This window comes from Pseudomonas sp. C7.1, assembly GCF_056312395.1.
The window spans coordinates 1744904-1767795 of record NZ_JBWDTL010000003.1 but is presented as its reverse complement, the minus strand read 5'-3'; the positions used below and the strand labels follow the sequence as shown (position 1 = coordinate 1767795).

Annotated in this window: 27 protein-coding genes; 26 read left to right on the top strand and 1 reads right to left on the bottom strand. The window is 60.7% G+C overall.

All coding sequences use genetic code 11. The annotated features are described in order from the left end of the window. Positions 1-3: 3 nt before the first annotated feature. The 15 genes from AC0T4W_RS11595 to AC0T4W_RS11525 all read left to right on the top strand — a co-directional run bounded on the left by AC0T4W_RS11595 (position 4) and on the right by AC0T4W_RS11525 (position 10794). Complete coding sequence (locus AC0T4W_RS11595; RefSeq protein WP_476315961.1) at positions 4-516, top strand: DUF3486 family protein; 513 nt, start codon at positions 4-6, stop codon at positions 514-516. Further along, complete coding sequence (locus tag AC0T4W_RS11590; protein ID WP_476315959.1) at positions 513-2054, top strand: hypothetical protein; 1542 nt, start codon at positions 513-515, stop codon at positions 2052-2054. The genes AC0T4W_RS11595 and AC0T4W_RS11590 overlap by 4 nt, the downstream gene beginning before the upstream one ends. Further along, the gene (locus tag AC0T4W_RS11585; RefSeq protein WP_476318873.1) at positions 2054-3631 is read left to right on the top strand and encodes a DUF935 domain-containing protein; all 1578 of its coding nucleotides are present in this window, start codon (positions 2054-2056) and stop codon (positions 3629-3631) included. The genes AC0T4W_RS11590 and AC0T4W_RS11585 overlap by 1 nt, the downstream gene beginning before the upstream one ends. Then, complete coding sequence (locus AC0T4W_RS11580; protein ID WP_476319119.1) at positions 3628-4416, top strand: phage head morphogenesis protein; 789 nt, start codon at positions 3628-3630, stop codon at positions 4414-4416. Before AC0T4W_RS11585 ends, AC0T4W_RS11580 begins: the two co-directional genes overlap by 4 nt. Before the next feature lie 387 nt (positions 4417-4803). Then, the gene (locus tag AC0T4W_RS11575) at positions 4804-5007 is read left to right on the top strand and encodes a Com family DNA-binding transcriptional regulator (protein WP_476315947.1); all 204 of its coding nucleotides are present in this window, start codon (positions 4804-4806) and stop codon (positions 5005-5007) included. Then, positions 4967-5764 carry a Mom family adenine methylcarbamoylation protein gene (locus tag AC0T4W_RS11570; protein ID WP_476319118.1) on the top strand — a complete coding sequence of 266 codons (798 nt, stop codon included), beginning with the start codon at positions 4967-4969 and terminating at the stop codon, positions 5762-5764. The genes AC0T4W_RS11575 and AC0T4W_RS11570 overlap by 41 nt, the downstream gene beginning before the upstream one ends. Before the next feature lie 33 nt (positions 5765-5797). Next, positions 5798-6793: a phage protease gene (locus tag AC0T4W_RS11565; protein ID WP_476315941.1), complete on the top strand. Its 996-nt coding sequence runs from the start codon at positions 5798-5800 to the stop codon at positions 6791-6793. After that, positions 6793-7701 carry a Mu-like prophage major head subunit gpT family protein gene (locus tag AC0T4W_RS11560; protein ID WP_476315938.1) on the top strand — a complete coding sequence of 303 codons (909 nt, stop codon included), beginning with the start codon at positions 6793-6795 and terminating at the stop codon, positions 7699-7701. Before AC0T4W_RS11565 ends, AC0T4W_RS11560 begins: the two co-directional genes overlap by 1 nt. 12 nt (positions 7702-7713) lie before the next feature. Beyond that, positions 7714-8139, top strand: a complete 426-nt coding sequence (locus tag AC0T4W_RS11555; protein WP_476315935.1) for an HI1506-related protein — start codon at positions 7714-7716, stop codon at positions 8137-8139. A gap of 3 nt (positions 8140-8142) precedes the next feature. Continuing rightward, on the top strand, positions 8143-8553 hold the full coding sequence (locus AC0T4W_RS11550; protein WP_476315932.1) for a gp436 family protein: 411 nt from the start codon (positions 8143-8145) through the stop codon (positions 8551-8553). Beyond that, entirely contained in the window at positions 8550-8993 is a 444-nt protein-coding gene (locus AC0T4W_RS11545; protein ID WP_476315929.1) for a phage virion morphogenesis protein, read from the top strand. The genes AC0T4W_RS11550 and AC0T4W_RS11545 overlap by 4 nt, the downstream gene beginning before the upstream one ends. Then, positions 8986-9450 (top strand): hypothetical protein, encoded by a 465-nt coding sequence (locus AC0T4W_RS11540; RefSeq protein ID WP_476319117.1) that lies wholly within the window; start codon positions 8986-8988, stop codon positions 9448-9450. Before AC0T4W_RS11545 ends, AC0T4W_RS11540 begins: the two co-directional genes overlap by 8 nt. A 9-nt stretch (positions 9451-9459) precedes the next feature. Then, on the top strand, positions 9460-9654 hold the full coding sequence (locus tag AC0T4W_RS11535) for a hypothetical protein (RefSeq protein ID WP_476319115.1): 195 nt from the start codon (positions 9460-9462) through the stop codon (positions 9652-9654). A gap of 3 nt (positions 9655-9657) precedes the next feature. Continuing rightward, entirely contained in the window at positions 9658-10395 is a 738-nt protein-coding gene (locus tag AC0T4W_RS11530) for a phage tail tube protein (protein ID WP_476319114.1), read from the top strand. A 51-nt stretch (positions 10396-10446) separates the two neighbouring features. Further along, positions 10447-10794 (top strand): hypothetical protein, encoded by a 348-nt coding sequence (locus AC0T4W_RS11525; protein WP_476319113.1) that lies wholly within the window; start codon positions 10447-10449, stop codon positions 10792-10794. A gap of 100 nt (positions 10795-10894) precedes the next feature. Here AC0T4W_RS11525 and AC0T4W_RS11520 read toward each other — a convergent pair whose 3' ends face one another. Next, positions 10895-11035 (bottom strand): hypothetical protein, encoded by a 141-nt coding sequence (locus AC0T4W_RS11520; protein WP_476315914.1) that lies wholly within the window; start codon positions 11033-11035, stop codon positions 10895-10897. Here AC0T4W_RS11520 and AC0T4W_RS11515 point away from each other — a divergent pair. The 11 genes from AC0T4W_RS11515 to sigX all read left to right on the top strand — a co-directional run bounded on the left by AC0T4W_RS11515 (position 11034) and on the right by sigX (position 22849). After that, positions 11034-14144, top strand: coding sequence for a tape measure protein (locus tag AC0T4W_RS11515; protein WP_476319112.1), 3111 nt, complete (start codon positions 11034-11036; stop codon positions 14142-14144). The two genes, AC0T4W_RS11520 and AC0T4W_RS11515, sit on opposite strands and share 2 nt — an antisense overlap. Continuing rightward, the gene (locus AC0T4W_RS11510) at positions 14141-14659 is read left to right on the top strand and encodes a hypothetical protein (protein ID WP_476319111.1); all 519 of its coding nucleotides are present in this window, start codon (positions 14141-14143) and stop codon (positions 14657-14659) included. The genes AC0T4W_RS11515 and AC0T4W_RS11510 overlap by 4 nt, the downstream gene beginning before the upstream one ends. Then, positions 14659-16392, top strand: a complete 1734-nt coding sequence (locus AC0T4W_RS11505) for a hypothetical protein (RefSeq protein WP_476319110.1) — start codon at positions 14659-14661, stop codon at positions 16390-16392. Before AC0T4W_RS11510 ends, AC0T4W_RS11505 begins: the two co-directional genes overlap by 1 nt. Beyond that, positions 16389-16709, top strand: coding sequence for a hypothetical protein (locus AC0T4W_RS11500; RefSeq protein ID WP_476319109.1), 321 nt, complete (start codon positions 16389-16391; stop codon positions 16707-16709). The genes AC0T4W_RS11505 and AC0T4W_RS11500 overlap by 4 nt, the downstream gene beginning before the upstream one ends. After that, positions 16702-18447, top strand: a complete 1746-nt coding sequence (locus tag AC0T4W_RS11495) for a hypothetical protein (RefSeq protein WP_476319107.1) — start codon at positions 16702-16704, stop codon at positions 18445-18447. Before AC0T4W_RS11500 ends, AC0T4W_RS11495 begins: the two co-directional genes overlap by 8 nt. Before the next feature lie 8 nt (positions 18448-18455). Next, positions 18456-19205 carry a hypothetical protein gene (locus AC0T4W_RS11490; RefSeq protein WP_476319106.1) on the top strand — a complete coding sequence of 250 codons (750 nt, stop codon included), beginning with the start codon at positions 18456-18458 and terminating at the stop codon, positions 19203-19205. Between the two features lie 333 nt (positions 19206-19538). Next, a complete protein-coding gene (gene rraA / locus AC0T4W_RS11485) occupies positions 19539-20027 on the top strand; it encodes a ribonuclease E activity regulator RraA (protein ID WP_233685127.1) in 489 nt (162 codons plus the stop codon). A 20-nt stretch (positions 20028-20047) separates the two neighbouring features. Then, positions 20048-21043, top strand: coding sequence for a zinc transporter ZntB (locus AC0T4W_RS11480; RefSeq protein ID WP_476319104.1), 996 nt, complete (start codon positions 20048-20050; stop codon positions 21041-21043). Positions 21044-21097: 54 nt separating this feature from the next. Next, on the top strand, positions 21098-21343 hold the full coding sequence (locus AC0T4W_RS11475; protein WP_090255899.1) for a CrfX protein: 246 nt from the start codon (positions 21098-21100) through the stop codon (positions 21341-21343). A gap of 2 nt (positions 21344-21345) precedes the next feature. Next, positions 21346-22161 carry a mechanosensitive ion channel family protein gene (locus AC0T4W_RS11470; RefSeq protein ID WP_476319103.1) on the top strand — a complete coding sequence of 272 codons (816 nt, stop codon included), beginning with the start codon at positions 21346-21348 and terminating at the stop codon, positions 22159-22161. Positions 22162-22249: 88 nt separating this feature from the next. Next, positions 22250-22849 carry an RNA polymerase sigma factor SigX gene (gene sigX, locus AC0T4W_RS11465; protein WP_275962586.1) on the top strand — a complete coding sequence of 200 codons (600 nt, stop codon included), beginning with the start codon at positions 22250-22252 and terminating at the stop codon, positions 22847-22849. The last annotated feature ends 43 nt before the right edge of the window (positions 22850-22892 follow it).

Sequence of the window (22892 nt, the reverse complement as noted above, 5' to 3'; positions counted from 1 at the left end):
CCTATGCCACCTAGAAGCAAGGTGCTGGCGCTCCCGCCCGAGGTAAAGGCGTGGCTTGACCAGGCGTTGATCGAGAACAATTTCAGCCAATACGAGCTGCTGTCCTCTGCCTTGGCTGAGCGCGGCCACAGCATCGGCAAATCAGCGCTGCACGAATATGGCCAGAACTTCGAAGGCCGCCTGGCCGCGTTGAGGACAGCCAGCGAGCAGGCAAAAGCCATGGTAGCGGCCGCCCCTGATGATGAGGGTGCAGTCAACGAAGCGTTGATGCGCCTGGTGCAGGAACAGATTTTCAACAGCCTTATGGCTCAGGACGGCAAGGTCGATCTGGCGAAGATGGCCAAGGCCGTGGCCGAGCTGGGCCGCGCATCCGTTGTGCAGAAAAAATGGCAAGCCGAGGTGCGTGAGCGTGCCGAAGTCGCCGCTAATGCCGTGGAGAAGATCGCCAAAAAAGGAGGCCTCACCGCCGATACCGTGGCCGAGATGCGCCGTGAGATCCTTGGGGTGGCCAAGTGAACCTTGCCGAGCAAATCCCCAATACCGCCGACCTGGATGTGCCGGCCGTCCTGCTGCCGTACCAGCAGGAGTGGCTCGCCGAGCAAGGCCCGCTGGTGGTCATCGAGAAAAGCCGGCGCACCGGCCTCACCTGGGCCGAAGCGGCAGACGATGTGCTGCTGTCCGCCTCGGCCAAGGACGCGGGCGGGATGAATACCTACTACATCGCCTACAACCAGGACATGACCATTGAGTACATCCAGGCCTGTGCAATGTGGGCGCGGATGTTCAACCACGCCGCCAGCGAAATTGAGGAAGGCATCTGGGAGGATGGCGACAAGCACATCAAAACGTTCGGCATTGCCTTCCCAGGCAGCGGCCACCGTATCGTGGCGCTGACCAGCCGGCCGTCCAACCTGCGCGGTCGACAAGGTCGGGTGGTGCTCGATGAGGCGGCATTCCACGAACAGCTTGATGAAGTGCTAAAAGCCGCCCTGGCGCTGCTGATCTGGGGCGGCCAGCTGCGCGTTATCTCGACCCATAACGGGGTGAAGAACGCCTTTAACACCCTGATTCAGGACATCCGCGCGGGTAAGCGCAAGGGCGTGGTGCAGCGCATTACCTTTCGCGATGCGGTGGCCCATGGGCTGTACCGGCGCGTGTGCATGCGCCTGGGTAAAGAGTGGACGCAGGCCGCCGAGGACGCCTGGGTCGCTGATGTGTATGCGTTCTATGGCGACGGTGCGGCCGAGGAGCTGGATTGCATCCCGGCCGAGTCGGCAGGCGCTGCACTGTCGCGCGCCCTGGTCGAGTCGCGCATGGTCGAAGCGCCAGTGGTGCGCCTGAAAATGCCGGATGAGTTCACCCACTGGGATGAGCGCCTGCGTGAGGCCGAGATTCGTGACTGGTGCGAGCGCGAGCTGCTGCCCCTGCTCAAGCTACTCGATCCGCAGCAGCTGCATGCCTTTGGTGAAGACTTCGGCCGTACCGGCGACCTGACTGTGATCGCGCCCTATGCGGTCGGCCTCGATCTGCGTTGCCGTGTGCCGTTCCTGGTCGAGCTGCGCAATATGCCGTATCGCCAACAGGAACAGGTGCTGTTCTACATCGTCGACCGCTTACCACGCCTGATGGGTGGGGCCATGGATGCCACCGGCAACGGCGGGTATCTGGCCGAAGCCGCTGGCCACCGTTATGGCGGCTGCATCCAGCAAGTGAAGCTCTCCGACCGCTGGTATATGGACAACATGCCAGCGTTTAAGGCGGCTTTTGAGGACGCCTTGCTGGAGATACCGCGCGATGCCCTGGTGCTCGATGACTTGCGAGCGCTGCAGATGATCGACGGCATCCTCAAGCTCGGTAAGAGCCGCACCCAGGGCGAAGGTGGCCAGCGCCACGGCGACGCCGCGATTGCTTTGGCACTGGGTTATGCCGCCACACGTCTTGAAGTTGAAAGCTATGGCTATGAACCCGTGCGCCCTGACCGCAACAACAAACCCGGATTCGATGATGACAACGCCGACCCGGTGAATACCTGGGCGGCTGGAGGTGTTCTGTAATGGATGAGTCGCCAATCCTGGACGCGAGCGGTAAGCCGTTCCCGAAAAAGTCCATGCTGCAAGAGGTGATCCAGGCCACTACAACCGGCGTTCACCAGGCCTGGGGCGTTGATTCGGTATCGTCGTCGCTCGACCCGGCGCGCCTGCGCACCATCCTGCAGAACGCTGCTACCGGCGACATCCTGGAGTACCTGGTACTCGCCGAAGAGATGGAAGAGAAAGACCTGCACTATGCCTCGGTGTTGGGCACCCGTAAGCGGGCTGTAGCGGGCGTGCCGGTCAGTGTTGAGGCCGGTGGCGAGGATGCCCGGTCAGAGGAAATCGCCGACGCTGTGCGCAAGCTGGTAGATGCCCCGGAGTTTTCCGACCTGGTGAGCGATCTGCTCGATGGTTTGGGTAAAGGCTTCTCGGCTGTAGAGCCCGGCTGGGAGCTGAAAGGCGAGCAGCTGTGGCCGGTGAAATACGATCACCGTGACCCGCGCTGGTTCCAGTTCGACAAACTGACCGGCCGTAAGCTGCTGATCCGTGAGGAAGCCGGCGAAGGTCGCGAGATTCCGCCCGGCCGGATGATTATCCATATCCCCAAGTTAAAGTCGGGCCTGCCGATCCGTGGCGGGTTGGCGCGCCTGGTGGCCGTGTCGTATATGTGCAAGGCATTCAGCCTCAAGGACTGGATGCGCTACACCGAGCTGTTTGGCATGCCGCTGCGCATTGGCCGCTATGGCCCAGGTGCTAAGCCGGACGATATTGCCGTGCTACGTCGCGCAGTGGCCCAGCTCGCCGCCGACGCGGCGGCCGTGCTGCCGAAAGAAATGCTCATCGAGTTTCAGGAGATCGCCAACTCAACAGGCGGTGCCGAACTGTTCGCGCGCCTGGCCGAGTGGCTGGACAGGCAAGTCAGCAAGGCCGTACTCGGCCAGACCATGACCACCGATGACGGGTCGAGCCAGAGCCAGGCCACCGTGCACAACGATGTGCGCCTCGACATTCTCAAGGCCGACGCCAAACAGCTGGCCGCAACGATTAACCGCGACCTGGTGCGCGTGTTTGTCGATTACAACTTCGGCCCGCAGGAAAACTACCCGAGCGTTGCATTCCAGGTCACTGAGCCAGAGGACTTGAAGGCCCTGGCCGATGCCCTGACGCCGTTTATTGATCGCGGCCTGCAAGTCGAACAGTCGGCGATTCTTGAGCGCTTCGGCCTGTCCGCCCCGGCTGATGGCGCACAGCTGCTCAAGCCAACGGGCCAGCAGCCTGTTGCCGGGCCTGCCCTCAATACCGAGCAGCGTTGCAACTGCCCAGCGTGTGGTGGCCACCGCCAGGCACTCAACCAGGAACAGAAAGCCCGCGACAGCCTGGACACCCTGGTTGATGAAGCCGCCGCCGACTGGGTGCCCGTGATGCGGCCGGTGCTCGACCCGGTGTTGCAGTTGGCGCAGGACTCCGACGACTTCGATGCGTTCCGGGCTGGCCTGGCCGGCTTGCTTGAGCAGATGGACGATAGCGTCTTGATCGAGCAGCTCGCCCGTGCGGCCTTTAAGGCGCGCGGCCAAGGCGATGCAGGCGACGCACTGTGAGTGGCCCAACCAAGGAACATGTGCCCGTACCAGTGCCAAAGGATGCGCTGGAGTACTTCCGCGCCAAGGGCATCAAGGTTGGGTTTGATCACCGCGACGTATGGGCCGAAGAACACGTCACGGCCTGGACGGTGGCCAAGGCCATGCGCCTGGACATCCTGGAAGCGATCCGCTCGCACGTTGATGAAATGATCGAATCAGGCCAAACCTTTGCCCAGTTCAAGCGCGAGTTACAGCCGCTGCTGGAGAAACTCGGATGGTGGGGGCGTGGCGAGCTGCTCGATCCGCTGAGCGGCGAAACCCGCGAGGTGCAGTTGGGCAGCCCGCGCCGTTTGCGCACCATCTATGACGTGAACCTGCGCCAGGCCCATGCGGCCGGCCAGTGGCAGCGCATCGAGCGCACCAGGGCAACGCAACCTTATTTGCTGTACCAGTTGGGGCCAAGCCGCGAGCACCGGCCGGAGCATGTGGGTTGGGCCGGGATCATCCTGCCAGCTGACCACCCGTGGTGGCAGTCGCACTTTCCACCCAACGGCTGGGGCTGCAAGTGCTGGGTGCGCCAGATCAGCAAGCGCGAGGCCGAGCGCCTTATTGGCACTGGCAAGTACATGACCGAAGCGCCCGACCTGGGCATGCAGGAGTACATAAACCAACGCACCGGCCAGGTAGTCAGCGTGCCCAAAGGCATCGAGCCAGGCTGGGACTACAACCCCGGAGCCGTGTCCAGGAAGGCCAGAGCACAGCAGCTCCTGGAAGAAAAACAGCCGGAAACTAACACCGCCTAAAACGCCGTCTAAGCGCTGTTTGGCGGCGAGGGAGCCACCAAGGTGTGGGGTTGGTGGCGTTTTGCGTTTCTAACGGGGGTCTAACGCCCCTTGTGATCGTTCAGGCGAGAGACGCTGGTATGCAATATCGAAGGAACACGCCTCGCACTTGCTGGGCGAACTAAAGGAGAACGCAGTATCGGGGGACGCCTTGAGTGGCGTGAAGAACAACTAGAAAGGCTGGCCGCCCTTAGCGGCCATAAGAAAGGGCCGACCGGCCGAGGTGTTCCACCACCTTGGCCGGCCGCCGAACCGCAGAACCAGCCTGCAAGCCCAGCTAAGGCCCCCGCCTCGTCGACGAAGCGCGGGCAAATTAACACTGTTTAGACATACAGTTAAAGGCTTGCCGTGATTGATATTCGCTGCGGTGGCTGTGGCCGTTTACTGGCCAAAGCCGCTGGCTTCACTTTGTTGCAAATCAAGTGCCCGCGTTGCCGGGTCATCAATAGTCAGACAGCCGTGAGCTGCCCGAATCCAGAGCGCCTTAGAGCGCCTCGATCCGAGGTAGCTCATGGCGACAAAGAAAGACCATCACCCAGCCCAGCCGGGTGAGTACACACCGCCGACCACTGACCAGGTCGGCTATTTCAATGGCCAGTTGGCGCTTGCAGGCTTTGGATGCAGCGCCTTCTATATCGCGTTGATCCCGCGCGCCGAGGCAAACCGCATCATCATTGCCAATCACTATTCAGGCCGCATCGTAATGAACTCCTACATCCACTTGGGGGTATGGGTCGAGGGTGTGATGCGCGGCGTGTTGCAGTTTGGCTATGCGCTAAACCCGGTGGCCGGTGCGCAAAAGATCGTGGCAGGGACCCAGGTTGATCAGTACCTGGAGCTAAACCGCATGTGGCTGGATGACATAGCGCCGCGCAACAGCGAAAGCCGCGCCCTGAGCTATGCGTTCAAGCTCATCAAGCGGGCCTGCCCAAAGGTGGCCTGGGAGCAATCGTTTGCTGATGAGCGCTGTGGTGGCTGGGGCGTGGTGTACCAGGCGGCCAATTTCCTGTACCTGGGCCACCACCGCACCAGCTTCTATGAGCTGGACGGTGAGGCCTATCACCCGATGCTGCTCACGGCCCATAAGAAGGCTGGCCAGCGTGGGGAGTACTTGCGGGGCAATTTGCACCGTGCTGTGCGCCGGAACTTGTTGCAGTTCCGTTATATCTATCTGATCAAGCCCGGCTGGCGGGCTAGATTCAAGAAGGAACCGCTGCCATACCCGAAGCCTGGGCAGCCCTTGCCGGATCGCAGACGGCGTAACGCCCCGCTTACCAGCCCTAGCCAGTTACTGAACCCCTTCCTCTAATCCCGCCCCCGTCATGCCGCCGAAACTAGCGGCATGAACACACAAAACGCCCCACACAATCGCGCCACTTCCACAGCCCTCTGCTTTGAGCTGAGCGCTGATGTGCCTGAATGGGTCGAGGTGCTTCCGCCTGGCCCGTCCGTAGTTGGCCGCGACAGCCGCACCTGGACGTATGACCCGGCCGAAGTAATGGCCAACACCCTGGCGCATAGCAAGGGCGCTGACCTGCCGTTTGACTACCTGCACGCCACCGAGCTGAAAGCCCCCCAGGGCGATGATGCCCCGGCATCCGGCTGGGCGCGGGAGTACCGGGTAAATGAGCGCGGCGCGCTTGAAGCCCGCGTGGACTGGACGGCCAAAGCCCGCAACGCCATCAGCGAACGCGAATACCGCTACCTGTCGCCCGTCTTCACCTATGACGACACCGGGCGCATTCACCGCTTCTCCAGTTTCGGCCTAACCAACAAGCCGAATCTGTTGATCAAGGCGCTTAACGCCGAACAAGTCCCATCAATGGAGAAACCCCCGATGCTCACAGAAGCCATCCGGGCAGCCCTCGGCTTGCCTGAAAACGCCACGGAGGAACAAGCCGTGGCGGCAATTCAAGCGCTTAAAGATGCCAAAGAAACGGCGTTGAACAGCGAGAAATCCCCGTCCCTGCAACTGTTTGTGCCGCGTGGCGATTACAACGCCCTGGAGCAACGCGCCAAAAACGCCGAGCAGGCCCTGACCCAGCGCGACGAAAAAGAGCTGGAAACCGCCATCAATAGCGAGATCACCGCCGCGCTCAAGGCCGGCAAGATCACCCCTGCCACCAAGGATTACCACGTCAAAGCGTGTAACCAAGAAGGCGGTCTGGAGCGCTTCCGCGAGTTCGTAAAAGCCGCGCCATCCGTCACCGAGCAGGTGCTCAGTGATGAGCTGCCAAAAACCACCACTGCTCTCAACTCCGAGCAAAAGGATGCCGCGCGCCTGCTCGGTATGTCCGAGGCGGAATACCTCAGCTTGATCAACCCGGAGGCTAAATAATGGCCGTTGTAACCCCCGCACTGCTGCAAGCATTGTTTGTCGGCTACCGCGCTGACTACCAACGCGGCTTGGCGTCTGCGCCAGGTCTGTTCAAAGAAATTGCCACGGTGGTGCCCAGTACCACTGCGAGCAACACTTACGGCTGGCTAGGCCAGTTCCCGAAACTGCGTGAATGGATTGGCGCGCGTGTTCTCAAGGACATGGCCGCCCACGGCTACTCCATCACCAACAAGAAATTTGAAGGCACCGTGGCCGTTCCACGCACCGCCATTGAAGACGACGCCGCAGGCATTTACCGCCCGATGTTCGAGGAAATGGGCCGCGCTGCTGCTAGCCACCCGGACGAACTGATGTTTGCCCTGTTGGCCGCGGGCTTTAGCACGCTGTGCTTTGACGGCCAGAATTTCTTCGACACCGACCACCCGGTATTCCCGGAAGTTGACGGCACAGGCTCGGCCGAGTCGGTCAGCAACGTCGATATTCCCGGCGCTAGCCCTGGCCCTGCGTGGTTCCTGCTGGATACCACCCGCGCCATCAAGCCGCTGATCTACCAGGAGCGCATCAAGCCTGAGCTTGAGAGCAAAACCGACCCGACCAAGAGCGATCACGTCTTTGACCATGACGAATACGTGCATGGCGTGCGTGCCCGTAACAACGGCGGCTTTGGTTTCTGGCAGATGGCCTACGCCTCGCGTCAGCCTCTTACCGGTGAGTTTTATGGCAGCGCCCGCGCCGCTATGGGTGAGTTCAAGGCAGACGGTGGCCGCCCGCTAGGCATTACGCCAAACCTGCTGGTGGTTCCGCCGCGCCTGGAAGGTGCCGCGCGCAAGCTCCTGGAGAAGGATACCGACGACGGCAACGAGTGGTATCACACCGCCAAGGTGCTCGTTTGCCCGTGGCTCGCATAAGGGGTCGCCGCCATGATCATTCGTATCACCTCGAAACTGGACGGCTTCCGCCGCTGTGGCATCGCCCACAGCAAAGTCGCCACCGATCACCCGGCCGACCGCTTTACCGAGGCCGAGCTGGAGCGTTTGCAGGCCGACCCGGTGCTTACCGTTGAGCTGCTCGATGGTGAGCTGGCCGAGCCGGACGCTGTTGGTGGCTCTACCTCGGCTGACCCTGGCAAGGATGCCAAACCAGCGGCAGCGGCCAAGCCCGCGAAGGCCCCAGCCGCGAAAGCGGCCAAGGCTGGAGGCAGTGCCAAAGCAGCCGCGAAAAAGCCGGCCGCCAAGGCAGCGGCTAAACCCGCAGCGGCCCCCGCTACTGAGCCTCCACCTGCCTCCAAGGACGGCGAGCAGAAAGACGACACGCCGCCAGCTGACCCTCAGGGCGGCGAGGCTTAACCCATGGCCTACGCAACCCTGGCGGGCTTTATCAAGCAGTACGGCGAAAACGCCGTGCTGCTGGTGGCCGACCGTGATGATGACGGGGTGATTGATGCTCTGGTGGTTGAGGACGCACTGGCCCGCGCCAGTGCCGAAATCGACAGCTACGTCAGCGCCAAGCATCGCTTGCCGTTGCCGGTGGTGCCTGAGCGCTTCCCCGGCCTGGTCGGCGATATCGCCCTGTACCTGCTTTCGAGCGAGGGCGGTGCGCTGACCGAGGACAAGCGCAAGCGCTATGAGGACGCCATCAGCTACCTGCGTCGGGTGGCATCGGGTGACGCAGGCCTTGGCCTGCCAACCCCGCCCGAGCAGGCAAGCAGCGGCGAGGCCTGGTTTGAAAGCCAGCCCAAGCGCTTTGGTGACCTGCTGTGACTGGGGCCGCCATCAGCACCAACCTAGCGTTTGAACCACGCCTGGCTGGCCGGCTGGAGCGCTTGGCACAACTGGACACCGCGCCGCTCCTGGAAGGGATCGGCGCAGAGGTCGAGAGCCAGACGCGGCGGCGCATTGCGGTTGATAAAGCCAGCCCAGGCGGCCAGGGATGGCCGGACTGGTCGCCCGAGTACGCCGAAACCCGGCACAGCGGCCAGAGCCTGTTGCAAGGCAATGGCCACCTGCTGGACAGCATCACGTACGAGGTGCAGGGCGACAGCGTGTTGGTGGGTAGCCCGCTGATTTATGCGGCCACACACCAGTACGGCGACCCAGACCGAGGGATCGAGCAGCGCGAGTTCCTGGGCCTGGAAGGCCAGGATCGCGATGACGTTGTGGGTTTGATTGATGACTACCTAGAGAGCCTGGCCAATGACTGAGTTAACCGCTGACCAGGTGCTGCAAGGCATCGAAGCCTGGACCGCTGAGTTGTACCAGGGCGTTACGCCCAAGGTTGAGGTCGCGCTGCATGGCGGGCGGTTCAGCCCGGCCGACCTGGAGCGCTACGCAACCAAAGCCCGCGCCTGCCGCATTGCCCTGGAAGGGCTCAAGTTTGAACTGAATGGCCGTGGTCAGTTGATCGCCTACGGGCACGCCGTTGCGGTGGTGCTGGCCGGTGATGCCAAGGGCCTACCCCGTGCCCTGAATGTGCTGCAGGTGGCCAGCACCCTACAGGCAGCGTTGCCGGGCAGCCGATGCGGCCTGGCGCTTGAGGACAGCATCAACGCCAAGGATGTGCGCGCCGCCAACCTTTACCACGCCGGGCTGGATAAAGCCGGCACCGCCGCCTGGGTGCTGACCTGGCCGGTGAAATTTGAACACCCACGCACCCGCTAGGAGGGGCACATGGCAACTGAAGCAAAAGCCGCAGACAAGGCGAAACCAGACGAGCCAGCCAAGGTGAAGGTCAAGATCACCCGCAAGGATGGCCACCGCCACGCCGGCAAGAAGCACTCCGAGGGCAGCGTCCTCAGTGTCTCGCCGCGTGACGCCGAAATCATCGTCAGCCTCAAGGCTGGCGAACCAGTGAAGGGGGAATAACCCATGGCAGCACCCAAGGTTTTTAAGGGCATCGGCATCGTGCATGCCCAGCGCCGCAGCGTGGCCAATGCACCCCTGCGTGATCTGGGCGACGTCGAGCAGTTGAAGGTGGCCCACCGCAATAACCAGTTGGTGTGGAAGCAGCACCGCAAACCAGGCGGCGGCAACCTGGCCACTCTGGACACCCCGGACGGTGTGAGCCTCGACGTGCAAATGCAGGAATGGACGGACGAGAACATGGCCATGAACCTGCAGGGCAAGGTGGTGCAGTTGGCGGCGGAAACCGTCACCGGCGAGGCCATCCTGCTGCAGCCAGGCAGCCTGTGCCTGACCGAATTTCCAGGCCCTACCGCCATCACCCTGACCAAAACCAGCGACAGCAGCGATATCCCGCTGGTGGCCGTCACTGTGTCGGCGGCCGGCGTGCGTGTACCGAATGACAGTACGGAGATCACCGAACCTACCCCGGCCACCATCGCCTACACCAGCACCGCCGCCACGCGCATCGAGCCGCTGGTGGAAGCCGGCGAGGAATACCGCCTGGTGTTTGACGGCCTCAACGAAGCCGAAGGCAACCGCCCTTGCATTGTCGAGGTTTACCGCTGGAAGGCACCGCCCGCCGAGGAACTGGCCCTGATCGACGCCGAGAACCCCGGCAAGCTGCTGGCCAAGGGCGAGGTGCTGGCCTACCCGGATGCACCGGCCGGCGAGTCACCGTTCTACCGCATCACCTGGCTGTAACTACCCACCTGCACGCCGGGCCGTAATGGCCCGGCCCTGGAGCCTGCACGCATGAGCATGACCCTGACCAAAACCATCAGCCTGCCCGACCTGGTGGTAATCGTTCGCGAGCTGACCGTGGGTGAGATTCGCGCCTGGATGAAACGCCTGGCCGAGGGCGGGCACGAACCCATAGACGACACCCTGCTGCAGGAAATCAGCCTGGCTGACCTGTACAGCATGACCGACCTGCCACCGGGCCAGGCCGAGAGCCTGACGCCTAGCCAGTTACGCGAAGTGTTTGAAGGCTGCAAGGAGGTGAACCCGGATTTTTTCGCCCTACGGGATCGGATCGAAAGCGCCGGTCGCCAGATCCTGGAAAGGCTCTCAACCGACTTGAGCGAAACGCCAGCGCCCTAAGCAGGCACGGCCATAGCCAGGTCTGGACATATCCCTGGGGCACCTTTCTGGCGGCGTTGGATGAAGCGACTAGCGCGGCCGAGGCGGCGCAAACAAGACGTTAATGAAGTTTGGGCAGAGAAAACCCGACCAGCGCAACCAACAGGCCGATAGCAGCGATCAGCAGCGCCGCGCCGATGAATGCAGCCGGCCAGTAAAACAGCAGCAGTGCCAACACCAGCATAATCAGGGTTGTTTCCATGAGTGATGTACGCCTCTCCATTTCAGTCGATGCCCGCGATGGTCGCCGTCAGTTGCAGGACTTTCGTGCCGGCTATCAAGAGTTGGTGGAACGCCTCAAGCAGCCGCTAGGGCAGATCAATGCCTTTCGGGATATGCAATCCAGCCTAGCTGAGAACCAGGCCCAACTCAACGCAACCCGCGCACGCATCCGCGAGCTTGCCGATGAACTGGTCCGCGCCGAGAAGCCCACCAGGGCGCAGCAGCAAGCCTACCGCGCAATGACGGGCGAAGCGCGGGCAATGGAGCAGGCCATTGCCGGGCAAAAAGGCCAGCTCGCCCAGTTGTCCGGCGCGCTGAAAAGCGCGGGGGTGGATACCAGCCGCCTGAGTAGTGAGCAGAAGCGTTTAGCGGCTGATTTGGCACAAGCGAGCCAGGCCGCTGACCAGCAAGCGCGCATTGCCGGTGCGCGCCAGGCGCTGAACGTGCGACCACACCGCGAGATCCGCAACGAGGTCGTGGCGCTACAACAGCAGTACCGCGTGTTAGCCACCCAAGGCGGGCTGAGCCTGGCCGAATTGGCGCAGGCCAAGGTGCGGCTACGCCAGCGTACCGCCGAACTGGTATTTCAAACCAATGGTTGGACAGCTGCCCTAGGGCAAGCCCGCATGGCGGGGGCTGTGGCCTTTGTCGGGGTCTATGCCGGCATGGCGGCGGCGCTGCGGGGTATCGAGGGGCTGACCACTACCGTGGATGCGTACCAGTCCATGCTTGGACGCTTGCGCCTGGCCACCAGCTCACAAGAAGAGTTCAACAGCACCTTGGCCAACCTGGAGGGCATCGCACAGCGCAGTGCTGCGCCGGTTGACTCTCTGGTGACCCTTTACGGCCGTATCAGCCGGCCACTGAAAGAGGCGGGGCGTAGTCAGGACGACATTCTCAAGCTGACGGAAACCGTGGCGCTGTCGTTTCGCGTGTCCGGTGCGACGGCCGCCGAGGCACAAAATGGCGTAATTCAGTTTGCCCAGGCACTGGGAGCCGGGGCGTTGCGCGGTGACGAATTCAACAGTGTGGCCGAGCAGGCACCACGCCTTATGCAAGCGCTGGCTGCGGGCTTGGGCGTGCCTATCGGTGCGCTTCGCAAGATGGCAGCCGAGGGCGAGCTAACTGCAGCAATGGTAACCGACGCGCTGGTTAGCCAGTTCGATGTGATTCGCGCCGAGTCTCAGGGGCTGCCAGACACCGTGGGCGCAGCCATGACCCGGCTGCGCGATGCAGTAAGCAAGGCGCTTTCCGGTGCTGATACCAGTGGGTTGATTCAGGCGATCAATGATCTGGCTGCCACTATCAGCGATCCGCAAGTCTCCCAAGGGCTGGTTGACCTTGCGCAGCAGTTGTTACGCCTGGGACAAAGTGCGGTAGAAGTTGCCGCATTTTTCGCCCAGCTAGATCCCGCCGTCCGGAATACCACGCTGGCAGTGGGTGCTATGGCCACCGTAGTAGTGCCGCTCGGGTTAGCGGTACGCGGGTTGATAAACCCGTTGCTGCTGCTAGGCGGGCACTTGGGCAAGCTGCCCGCCGTGAGCGGCGCAGGCCGTGCCGCGCTGGGGGCGATGGGCATTGAGGCAACTGGCCTGATCCCCAAACTAAAGAACCTGGCGGACGTGGCCAAGCTGGCCAAGGGCGCACTGGCCCTGGGCGTGGTCGCCTGGACGGGCGGCAAGCTGGTCGAGCTGTACGACACCATTGATGGCATCCGCGAGCTGCAAAAAAGCCAGGCCGATTACCAGGCTAGCTTGCAGGCCACAGTGACGAAAACCACCGAGTATGCCGATGCGGTGATTCTGCCGGCCGAGTCGCTGGCCCGCATGACCGATGCCGAGCGCAAAGCGTATGCCGAGCGCCTGCGCCTGGCCGAGGAACACTACCGCGCCCAGGGCGAGTTGATCAGCCGGCAGGACACCTCCGACGAAATCAACCAGGACGCGCTGGCGTCACAGCGCAGGGCCAGTGATTACCGCAAGGCGTTGGGCGCAATCAAAGATGAGCACGCCGAGCGCGAGGCCGCCGAGGGTCGCCATTCGGCAGCTGTAGCCAAGATCAAGGCCGACAACCTCAAAAACATCCAGGACGCGCTGGGCAAAGAAATCCTGGCTTACGAAGCGGCCAACAAACAGTTAGAAGCGGCCAACCAGAAAACCCAGGCCGCGATGAAGTCTCGCGCGGACTTGGCAAAAGAGTTCGAGCAGCTCGTCAAGGATATGCGCGCCCCGGCTGCTGATGACGGTCCGGCCGAGTTCGGCGACGTAACAGCACTGAAGGCAGGCGCGCGCCAGTCGCTGGTGGCGGGCGACACTGAGGAGGCTATTCGCCAGGCTCGCGAGGCAGGCGAGATCCTGCGCGAGCTGAAAGAAGCAGGGGCCAATAGCTATGGCTTTGCAGGCATTGCCGCCGAGTTGGCCAAGATCGGTGACGAGGCCAAGGCCCTGGAGGGCATGCAAGCCGACGTCGAGCGCATCGATGCTCAGGCGAGGGTGGACGAAATCAAGGCAGGCATGGATGAGCTGCTGGCCCAGGCCGAGGCATTCAAGCGAATCAATATCGAGTTTACGGGTTTCGAGCAGTCCGCCGAGTACCTGGAACAACAGGCCAAAGAGCTGGCCGAGCGCCTGAAAAAGTACATGGTGATCCCGGTCAACTACATCGGCGCGGGAGCAGATGCCGCGAAAGCATCCGGCGCAGCCAATGACCAGGCTGCAGAAATCATCACCGGCAAACCGATCAAACGCGCCACGGGTGGCTGGATCGACGGCCCCGGTAGCACGGTGAGTGACAGCGTCCTGGTCGCCGCATCGCGTAAAGAATTCATGCTCAACGCCCGCTCGGCCCAGCGCCTGGGCGCGGCAAACCTCGACTACATGAACCGCACAGGCGAGCTGCCGGGCCGCGAGCCATTCGTGCCCGACTTCCCCGCATTGCCGCAGAGCCTGGAGCGCATGGGCGAGCGTCAGCCCGTCAATTTGGCCATGCCATGGGGCGGCTCCTATGCCCTGGAAGGCGCACCGAATGAGGTGCAACGCTTCCAGGATGACCTCGACACTGCGCGGCTGAAATTTGGGGGCAAGAAGTGAGCGAGATCACCCCTATGGTGCTGGGCGGCGTGCCTATCACACCATCGAGCGGGCCGATCCGCCAGCGTTATGAGCCATTCGGTGGCAGCACCGAACAGCGTATGGCAGACGGCACCGGCTACAAGCAAACCCACTGGCGTAAAACCCGTATTACCTCGGCTGGCAGCGGCCCGCTCGATCCGGCCCTGGAGCAACTGGACTACTCACGCCCGCTGGAGCTTTGGTGCGTCAAGCCTATCGGCGTCAGCGGTACAGCCCTGGCCTATGAACTGCCGCCCATTGCCAAGCGCCGGCCCGATGTTGCGCCGTGGGCCTGGGCACAGGTCGGTGCCGGTTGGGTTGAAACACCGCTGACGTTGCTAGGCGACATTGCCACCGTCAACGCTGTACCAGGTGCACTCAGCTACCGGGTGAGCTGGCTGCCTCGCTACATGGTGCTGACCGATGGCGTTATCAGCGACTTTGACGAATCACGCGGCCTGTATGACTGGTCGCTTGAGGCGAGGGAGCGCTGATGCAACTCAACGGTGCAGGCCTTAACAGTGTTGCGCTCAATGGTGGCGCGCGCCGTGCCAGGCGTCAGGTGGAAGTCATCGAACTGGCGGACAGCGTCCGCTGGCGACTTCGGGTTGAACTGGCCGGGGTCGATATTTCCGCACGGCTGACAGGCCGCCTCACTATTGAGCGCGACGAAGGCGCGGCCCGTGTGACGAAGCTGTCTTTACTGCCGCCATCCGGGCCGCTCGACCTCGACTCAATGACAGGTAAGCACTTACGTGTGTACCGCCAGCGCCTGGAGGGTGAAGACGTCGCCACCGAGCAGCTGCGCTTTGCGGGCCAAACAATGCGCCCAGGCCTCGATGCCAGCTCCAAGCTGGTTAGCCTGACAGCGACGTGCGACATACAAAACCGCATTGAGCAGATGAGTACCGCGCAGATCACCGCACTGGTGCCGGGCAGCTACTGGGCCGAGGCGGTGTTCGGTGAGCTGGAATCACACTGGAAGTATTGCCAGGATCGCTGCGCGACAGCCCCCGGCAACCTGGACTGTGCGCCTGATGGAACCATTCGCTTTACCCCCTGGGCGGCTGCAACTGTACCGCACTTCAGCTTTGGCCCTGGTGAGGTTATCGATGGCAGCCTCGCTATCGAGCCGGCTGATGTTGGGCAACTGGTCAACCAGGTGGAACTAACGCTGGAGTATCGCTACACCCGGTTGCGTCATCGACCCTACGCGATTAGCTGGAATCACCCGACTGATAACTTCTGCGAGTGGCTGGCCGAAGGCAGCACCGAGCTGCCAACCGAGAGCATGCTGCTTGAGGCTATTGAGCAAGGTGGGTGGCACCTGGTTGGTGAGCTGAGCTCGGTCGAGCTGCCGCCATCAATGGACGACCCGTGTGGGTTTGGTGGTTTCTGGAAAAACACGTTTACCGCAGACCCGCATATGCTGAGTTTTGCGGTTTCTTTGGCACAGCGCACCTCCCAAACCCTGACCGAGCGCTACACCCTGACGCTGAGCGCCACCGGGTCAATTGCAGCATTCACGCTGCAGCCTGATCGCGAGCGTTACAGTGACGAAGTCGAGTTCGATGCGGGCAGCTGGGAAGACTTGCCGCCCACCTCGGAGCCAGCCGGCGCTGTTCTCGACGAATCGGGTGACCTGGTTATCGATAAGGACGAAGGCTCCCGCCGCGATAACTCATTGGTGACGGCCCTGCATTGTGAGGCCGTGCGCATCCGCGCCAGCCACCGCAAGTCTCGGGTGTCATTCCTGACGCCCATCACTGATGCCGTTTACGACACGTCCCACACCGTTTACCTCGCGTGCCTGGGCGTTCGTGCCCAGGGCAAAGTGGCCCGTGTCTTGGAGGCTTGGGACATCGATGCCGGCTCGGAGACTGCAGCCATTTTACTGGCCATCAGCCGTGGCGGCGACCAGGTTGTTGCCGATGCTCTAGTACCCCCTGCCAAGGCGGTCTTTGACTTTGGCACGCCACCACCCCACAGCGTTGCATTGGCGACACAGCTGGGTGGCCGGCCGAGCGCGCCTGTCTTTGATGAAGAGCTGGACGGCTTCTCGGGCAATTACAGCGTGAAAATCGCTGGTGCTGAGCAGTACCCACGCCGCCTGCAATTCACGACCCCCGACATTGATGAGCGCTATCGCGACCCCACCGAGGGTGAGTCTCTGGCCAGCTACCAGATCAATGTGCCCACTGACCTGCTGATCACGGAGGTGCCATGAGCAGTAAAGACCTGGTCGGTTCCCTAAACGCGCTGCTCAACCCACGACAGCGCAAAACGCTGAAAACGGTTGAACCACGCGGAGCATTGCGGGGCAAGCGTGCGAATGCGCTTTATACCCCGCCCGCGACTGGCGGTGGCATCGCCAGCCCGCTGACTGAAACTGACTACGCGCTGCGCGAGTTTCACGCTGCTCGCTACTTCACGACCGTCGACGGAATCTTTGTGTGGCAGATAGACCCACCGAAGAAATTTGTAATGCAGGGTGCAAACGGCGCACCGGTCGAGCAGGTGTTCGCGGAGCCTACTGATGGATGAGTTCACCCTGCTGTTTGGTAGGCACCGCGTTCTGGGCTGTCCGTGGCACGGCCGAGTACAGGCCGGCGTCTTAACGCTCCCAAACACCACAACACTCAACGGTTTTGGGGTCGGCTCGCGCGGGTCGTTGCGATTACAGGTGCCGGGCACTCCCTCCATTGTTCGCACTCCAGACGAGGCCGCTGCCGATAACATCGCGGGCCGTCAGTGGCGCACTGATGTCGTGATCGCGTTGCGCGACAGCCCCACTGATCTATATCTGTACGGGGCACGACGGATCACCGCGCAGCTGATCTATGCAGTCGGCCCTGGTAAATGCTGGGGCGTACAATTGCCCTCCAGCGTGGTTGCAAACAGCGCCAGAACTGCGCTTGTTGAGCCAGCCCCGTTCAGGCTGATCAGCCGCCTAGACTACCTGCCTGAGGAAGATATTCAGAGCGTACCCGTTGCCCTGCAGGGGTATGCCGCAGACTCTATTGCTGACCCGGCCTGGGCGCAATTTACGTGGGACAGCCTACCTGACGGAAGTAAGGCTGTACTGGGCCTGGATAGCGGGAACTCGCGATTTGGATACCCGATGCCATGGGAGCTTACGGGGTTTGCAGAGCTTCGCTGTTCGGGCCAAGGCACCCCGGAAAGTCCCTTTGCTGCGGTGCTTGAGTTGCTGTCCGGCGTCAATGGCGTTGCTGAGCAAAGCTCCGAGGACAATATAACAACCTGGACGGGTGTCTGGGGTTGGCGTTTCACCGTTGATCGGGATTATTTCGAGGTGCCGGGGCAGCCCTGCCCGAGCATCCGCGAGACTTATAGCGAGTCAAATTTCTATCTCGATCCCGACGGCATTCCTTCTCAGAATACGCCAGCCACAAGCATTACCACTGGTAATCGTAAGGCCTCAGTCAAGGGCTATGTGCTCGGCTACTGGTACGCCCCCAGTGGGGAGCGTCAAGCGGTAACCCTCGATGTAACTTATGACCTGAACTCTGATTTTGCAGCAGAGGGGCTTGGCACCGGATCACCACCCAAGGTTATAGAGGTCGAGCAGGCGCTTGGCGCGGGCAGCGTTTGCGCGCCCACAACTGCCGTAGAGCTAATTGAGGAAGGTAACTACGACTGGCAGTGGGAAGCGACCCATACGACCACCGAAGATCTGTTGATAGTGCTGCGGGTCGGCGGCACTGAGATTGACCGCCACGCCATGCGCTACGAGTACAGCCAGGTACAGGAATACAAGAAGCGCGGCCCAACCGGCGTGAACAATGGTCCAGGCGCATCCGATGGCACGCTGACGACTGAATCCAGGCTATTACTCAATGGCGAGGTTTTTGACAGTGTAAGCGCTGAAAGCCCTAGTGGATCAGGGCTTTCAGCCTTCTTGTCACCCGTGCGCCGGATCGATCCGATCTCGCGCTTTGACAGTGGCCCACCAAACGGATGGCTAGCTGGCTTGAGCACCACAGACATTCGTCTTGGGGATGGCTATACGCACATCTGGCGCTGCTATGTGCACTGGTGGAGCAATCATCTGGTGTGCCTGCGTGAAGAGACACGGAGCCTTCCTGCACTGCGAATCAATGACCGCTACGGGTACACGGCTTATCCAGGCGGCGTAACCGGGAGCCGGCTTGCATCGAACGCGCCCGATGAATTTGCGCACGCACCACCACTTTATGGCTCCCATGACCCACTCACCGGCTTGGTTGAGCTTGGGGCTGCTCAACAATTTTCGTTTGTATAGGAGACAACATGCAGCGGTTTATCAATAACTGGTCGGCAGCATTAACGGCATCGGCAGTGGCAACAGATACGCAGCTGAGCATTGATCCTACTGATGCCGCAAAACTTGTGGGGCTCGGGGGCGACAGTTTTTATCAGCCGACACTGGTTGAGTTCTCGACTGTCGACGGTGTGATTAACGAAAGTGCTTGGGAAATTATCAAGATCACTGCAGCCGAGGAAGGTTTGATCACAGTTGAGCGAGGACTAGAAGGTACGGAGGCGCGCGATTGGCCTGTGGGCGCATTTATCGGTTTGCGAGTCACCGCACAGTTGCTTAGCAGCATCCTTGGTCGGCTGGAGGCTCTAGAAGCCACTGAGGTTCCTCCTCAAGGTGATGTAGTCGTTCTGACGGTGACAGTAGCTGACTCAACGAATGGTTCCTTCGGGTGGTCTTCCTATGGTGGGTTCGATGGTGCTAGCTGTGACCCAGTGTCCTTTACTCTTCCGGCCCCATTCGGTGAGGTAACAGTCACGGACGTATGGGTACAGACATACACCGATGAGTTGTCGCCAAGATCAATACTTCTGTGCCTCGCCCATGAGTTTACCGGCTCTCAATTGGCCTCAATTGAGGTCGAGGGTATTGGTAAGTTCTTGGGCTCTGAGGCGCTTTCCGTTGAATTCCTAGACGGAGAGACTGCTTGGCGGTGGGCATACGACACCTGCGACTGGGAGGGAGGTGTAGTCCGTGCTGTTACCTTGACGTTCAACCTCTGACATAGCCTGGATGTTTGGCATTGAGGTAAATGCCAAACATCCCGCTAAAATGACTCAACTTTCCGCGCCCGGCTTGTGCCAAACACCGTGCAAACTAGTGCCAAAAGCGGCGCGCGCTTACATGTACTGAATAAACTTGCGGCTAGCAGGCCGTTGGAAAACGTAGGCGAGGCAGGCAAGACAAGGCAAAAACGACCGAGGAAGCGGAGTTTACGAGCTGTAAATGAGCATTCCGAGGACGTTTTTAACGCAGTATTGCCAACGCAGGTAGTTTTTCAATGGCCTGCTAGTATCGCCCTGTCAGCAAACCCACAACATACAAGGAGCTTTGCCATGCATTACATCACTCCCGATCTGTGCGATGCCTACCCGGAGCTGGTGCAGGTAGTTGAGCCGATGTTTAGCAACTTTGGCGGTCGCGATTCCTTTGGTGGCGAGATCGTCACCATCAAATGCTTCGAGGACAACTCCCTGGTCAAGGAGCAGGTCGACCAGCCAGGTAAAGGCAAGGTGCTGGTGGTTGATGGTGGCGCTTCCATGCGTCGTGCGCTGCTGGGCGACATGCTCGCTGAGAAAGCCGCGAAGAATGGTTGGGAAGGCATTGTCGTGTATGGCTGTGTGCGTGATGTCGATGTACTGGCGCAGACCGACCTGGGCATCCAGGCCCTGGCCAGTCACCCGATGAAAACTGATAAGCGCGGTATCGGTGACCTCAATGTTGCGGTGACCTTTGGCGGCGTGACCTTTCGACCGGGTGAATTTATCTATGCCGACAATAACGGTGTGATCATCTCGCCGTCTGCGCTGCAGATGCCGGAGTAGGGCGCTTGCAGGAAACTGTTATGCACGAAGGTGACAACGCGCAATGGGGCCTGGTGCACGCCTTTGTCCTCAATGGCTTGGGCGGCGCCCGCAGTATTGCTCGGCAAGAACTGTACGGGCTGGTGCTGGCTGAGCAGGAAAGCCTCTGGCTGCATTGGGATCGCAGTCACCCGCAGACGCACACCTGGCTGCGTACAGCGAGTGGTCTGAGCGCTTTTGCTTGCGACCTTTTGTTGGAAGAAAACACCCGCCCGCGTCTGTTGGCGTTGCCTGATGAACAGCTGCTGCTGTTTCTGCGCGGCCTGAACCTTAATCCGGGGGCAGAGCCCGAGGATATGGTGTCGGTGCGCATCTTTGCCGATAACCAGCGCGCAATTTCCCTGCGCTTGCGGCCGTTGCGCGCGACTGAGGACTTGATTGAGGACCTGCTGGCGGGCAGGGGGCCAAAAACCTCGGCTGAACTGATTCTGCGTCTGGCACATTACCTGACCGATAAGATCGAGCGTCTGGTCGGCGAGTTATCCGAGAAGGTCGACGATCAGGAAGAACGTGCCGAAGCGTTGGAAAGCCAGGCGCCTGATCATGCCGCACTGCTGCAAATCCGTCGACGCGCCGCCAGCCTGCGGCGTTTTCTGTCGCCGCAGCGCGATATTTACGGGCAGCTCACGGCCAGCGCCCAGGCCTGGCTGGTCGGTGCCGATAGCAGCTATTGGAACGAGCTGAATAACCGCCTGACGCGCTACCTCGAAGAGCTGGAGTTGAGCCGTGAGCGGGTCAACCTGCTGCTGGAAGCTGAAAATCGACGCATGGATGAGCGGATGAACCACACCATGTACCGCTTCGGCATCATCACCGGAATTTTCCTGCCGATGAGCTTTCTCACCGGCTTGCTCGGCATCAACGTTGGCGGTATTCCAGGTTCGCAAAGCCCTCATGGCTTTCTTCTGGCGTGTTCGCTGATGGCCGCCGTGGCGTTGGTGCAGTGGCTGCTGTTTCGGCGCTTGCGCTGGATCTGATGTGACTTGCCCTGAACTCGTCTCGTCTAGCCGACACATCCTGTGAGGTGCGCCATGCACGATCCCTTTGAAGAATCACTGCGCGATTTGCTCAAATCGCCCACCTCAAGCCACGACGATGACGCCTGCCTGCATCGTGTGCTGAAAACCGCCAACCGCCAGGTCGGCGCCGGTGATCTGTTTGCGCTGATGGGCCACTGGGCGGGCGCACTGATGCTGGCGCTGAATAATGGCTCGGCGCATGTGGCGCCGGTCTCGCGTCGTAAAACCACCGATTCAACTGTTAATAAGGCTGACTGAGCATGGAATTTACTCAAGTTCTGGTTGATGCGATGGCCAGCGTTTGGACCCCGATTGCCGCCTTTATCCCGCGCCTGTTTGGCGCCATGGTGGTGGTATTGCTGGGTTTCGTAGTGGCCAAGTTCCTCGACACACTGCTGTCGAAACTGCTCGGTAAGATCGGCCTGGATCGCCTGATGGCCGGCACCGGCCTGACCAAGCTGCTGAGCCGTGCTGGCATCCAAGTGCCGGTATCGACCCTGATCGGCAAGATCGTCTACTGGTTCGTGTTGTTGATCTTCCTAGTTACGGCCGCCGAGTCTCTGGGCCTGGAGCGAGTTTCTGCGACGCTTGATGTACTGGCCTTATACCTGCCTAAGGTCTTCGGCGCCGCCCTGGTGCTGCTCGCTGGTGTGCTGCTGGCACAGCTGGTCAGCGGCCTGGTGCGCGGCGCGGCGGAAGGCGTCGGGCTGGACTATGCAAGTGGCTTGGGCCGCGTTGCTCAGGGCCTGGTGATCATCATCAGCATCTCGGTGGCGATCGGTCAGCTTGAAGTGAAAACCGATCTGCTTAACAACGTGATCGCCATTGTGCTGATCTCGGTAGGTCTGGCGGTTGCCTTGGCGCTGGGCCTGGGCAGTCGCGACATTGCCAGTCAGATTCTGGCCGGCATTTATGTGCGTGAGTTGTATGAGGTTGGGCAACACGTGCAGGTTGGCGCGGTCGAAGGGCAGATTGAGGAAATCGGTACGGTCAAAACCACGCTGCTGACGGAAGCTGGTGAGCTGGTTTCAGTGGCTAACCGTACGTTGCTCGAACAGCAGGTAAGCAGCCGCTAAGGCCAATCCCTGTTATTGTATGCGGCCAATCCGCAGCCTGATTTGCAGGCTGCGTTGGCTTATGTCCTGACTGTCGGCCCGACTCGTTTTGAATAAAGCCCACTCTGCATCCCTGCGCTATGACCCCCGCGAACTCTCGGACGAAGAGTTAGTGGCGCGCGCCCATGACGAGTTATTCCACATAACCCGCGCTTACGAAGAACTGATGCGTCGTTACCAGCGCACTTTATTCAACGTGTGCGCGCGTTATTTAGGTAACGATCGTGATGCGGATGACGTCTGTCAGGAGGTCATGCTCAAAGTTTTATATGGCCTAAAAAACTTTGAGGGCAAATCAAAGTTTAAAACTTGGCTGTACAGCATTACCTACAACGAATGCATTACCCAATACCGTAAAGAGCGACGTAAGCGCCGTCTTATTGACGCCTTAAGTTTGGACCCGCTTGAAGAAGCCTCCGAAGAAAAGGCGCCAAAGCCCGAAGATAAAGCGGGTCTTGATCGTTGGCTGGTGCATGTCAATCCGATTGATCGGGAAATTTTAGTGCTACGTTTTGTCGCAGAGCTGGAGTTTCAAGAAATTGCCGACATTATGCACATGGGCCTGAGCGCCACAAAAATGCGCTATAAACGTGCCCTTGATCGCCTGCGCGATAAATTTTCTGACAGCACTGAAACTTATCTAGAATAAAGCCATCATAGCTAACGGTTGATTCTGTTAGAATCAGCCGGCT

Bases quoted from the DNA above. Each gene is read 5' to 3' on its own strand.
- AC0T4W_RS11570 (WP_476319118.1), top strand. From the start codon at position 4,967: ATGGCGACAAAGAAAGACCATCACCCAGCCCAGCCGGGTGAGTACACA.
- AC0T4W_RS11505 (WP_476319110.1), top strand. From the start codon at position 14,659: ATGCAACTCAACGGTGCAGGCCTTAACAGTGTTGCGCTCAATGGTGGC.
- AC0T4W_RS11530 (WP_476319114.1), top strand. From the start codon at position 9,658: ATGGCAGCACCCAAGGTTTTTAAGGGCATCGGCATCGTGCATGCCCAG.
- AC0T4W_RS11555 (WP_476315935.1), top strand. From the start codon at position 7,714: ATGATCATTCGTATCACCTCGAAACTGGACGGCTTCCGCCGCTGTGGC.
- AC0T4W_RS11520 (WP_476315914.1), bottom strand. From the start codon at position 11,035: ATGGAAACAACCCTGATTATGCTGGTGTTGGCACTGCTGCTGTTTTAC.
- rraA (WP_233685127.1), top strand. From the start codon at position 19,539: ATGCATTACATCACTCCCGATCTGTGCGATGCCTACCCGGAGCTGGTG.
- AC0T4W_RS11565 (WP_476315941.1), top strand. From the start codon at position 5,798: ATGAACACACAAAACGCCCCACACAATCGCGCCACTTCCACAGCCCTC.
- AC0T4W_RS11560 (WP_476315938.1), top strand. From the start codon at position 6,793: ATGGCCGTTGTAACCCCCGCACTGCTGCAAGCATTGTTTGTCGGCTAC.
- AC0T4W_RS11550 (WP_476315932.1), top strand. From the start codon at position 8,143: ATGGCCTACGCAACCCTGGCGGGCTTTATCAAGCAGTACGGCGAAAAC.
- AC0T4W_RS11470 (WP_476319103.1), top strand. From the start codon at position 21,346: ATGGAATTTACTCAAGTTCTGGTTGATGCGATGGCCAGCGTTTGGACC.
- AC0T4W_RS11495 (WP_476319107.1), top strand. From the start codon at position 16,702: ATGGATGAGTTCACCCTGCTGTTTGGTAGGCACCGCGTTCTGGGCTGT.
- AC0T4W_RS11540 (WP_476319117.1), top strand. From the start codon at position 8,986: ATGACTGAGTTAACCGCTGACCAGGTGCTGCAAGGCATCGAAGCCTGG.
- AC0T4W_RS11500 (WP_476319109.1), top strand. From the start codon at position 16,389: ATGAGCAGTAAAGACCTGGTCGGTTCCCTAAACGCGCTGCTCAACCCA.
- AC0T4W_RS11585 (WP_476318873.1), top strand. From the start codon at position 2,054: ATGGATGAGTCGCCAATCCTGGACGCGAGCGGTAAGCCGTTCCCGAAA.
- AC0T4W_RS11490 (WP_476319106.1), top strand. From the start codon at position 18,456: ATGCAGCGGTTTATCAATAACTGGTCGGCAGCATTAACGGCATCGGCA.
- AC0T4W_RS11475 (WP_090255899.1), top strand. From the start codon at position 21,098: ATGCACGATCCCTTTGAAGAATCACTGCGCGATTTGCTCAAATCGCCC.
- AC0T4W_RS11480 (WP_476319104.1), top strand. From the start codon at position 20,048: ATGCACGAAGGTGACAACGCGCAATGGGGCCTGGTGCACGCCTTTGTC.
- AC0T4W_RS11515 (WP_476319112.1), top strand. From the start codon at position 11,034: ATGAGTGATGTACGCCTCTCCATTTCAGTCGATGCCCGCGATGGTCGC.
- AC0T4W_RS11535 (WP_476319115.1), top strand. From the start codon at position 9,460: ATGGCAACTGAAGCAAAAGCCGCAGACAAGGCGAAACCAGACGAGCCA.
- AC0T4W_RS11595 (WP_476315961.1), top strand. From the start codon at position 4: ATGCCACCTAGAAGCAAGGTGCTGGCGCTCCCGCCCGAGGTAAAGGCG.
- AC0T4W_RS11525 (WP_476319113.1), top strand. From the start codon at position 10,447: ATGAGCATGACCCTGACCAAAACCATCAGCCTGCCCGACCTGGTGGTA.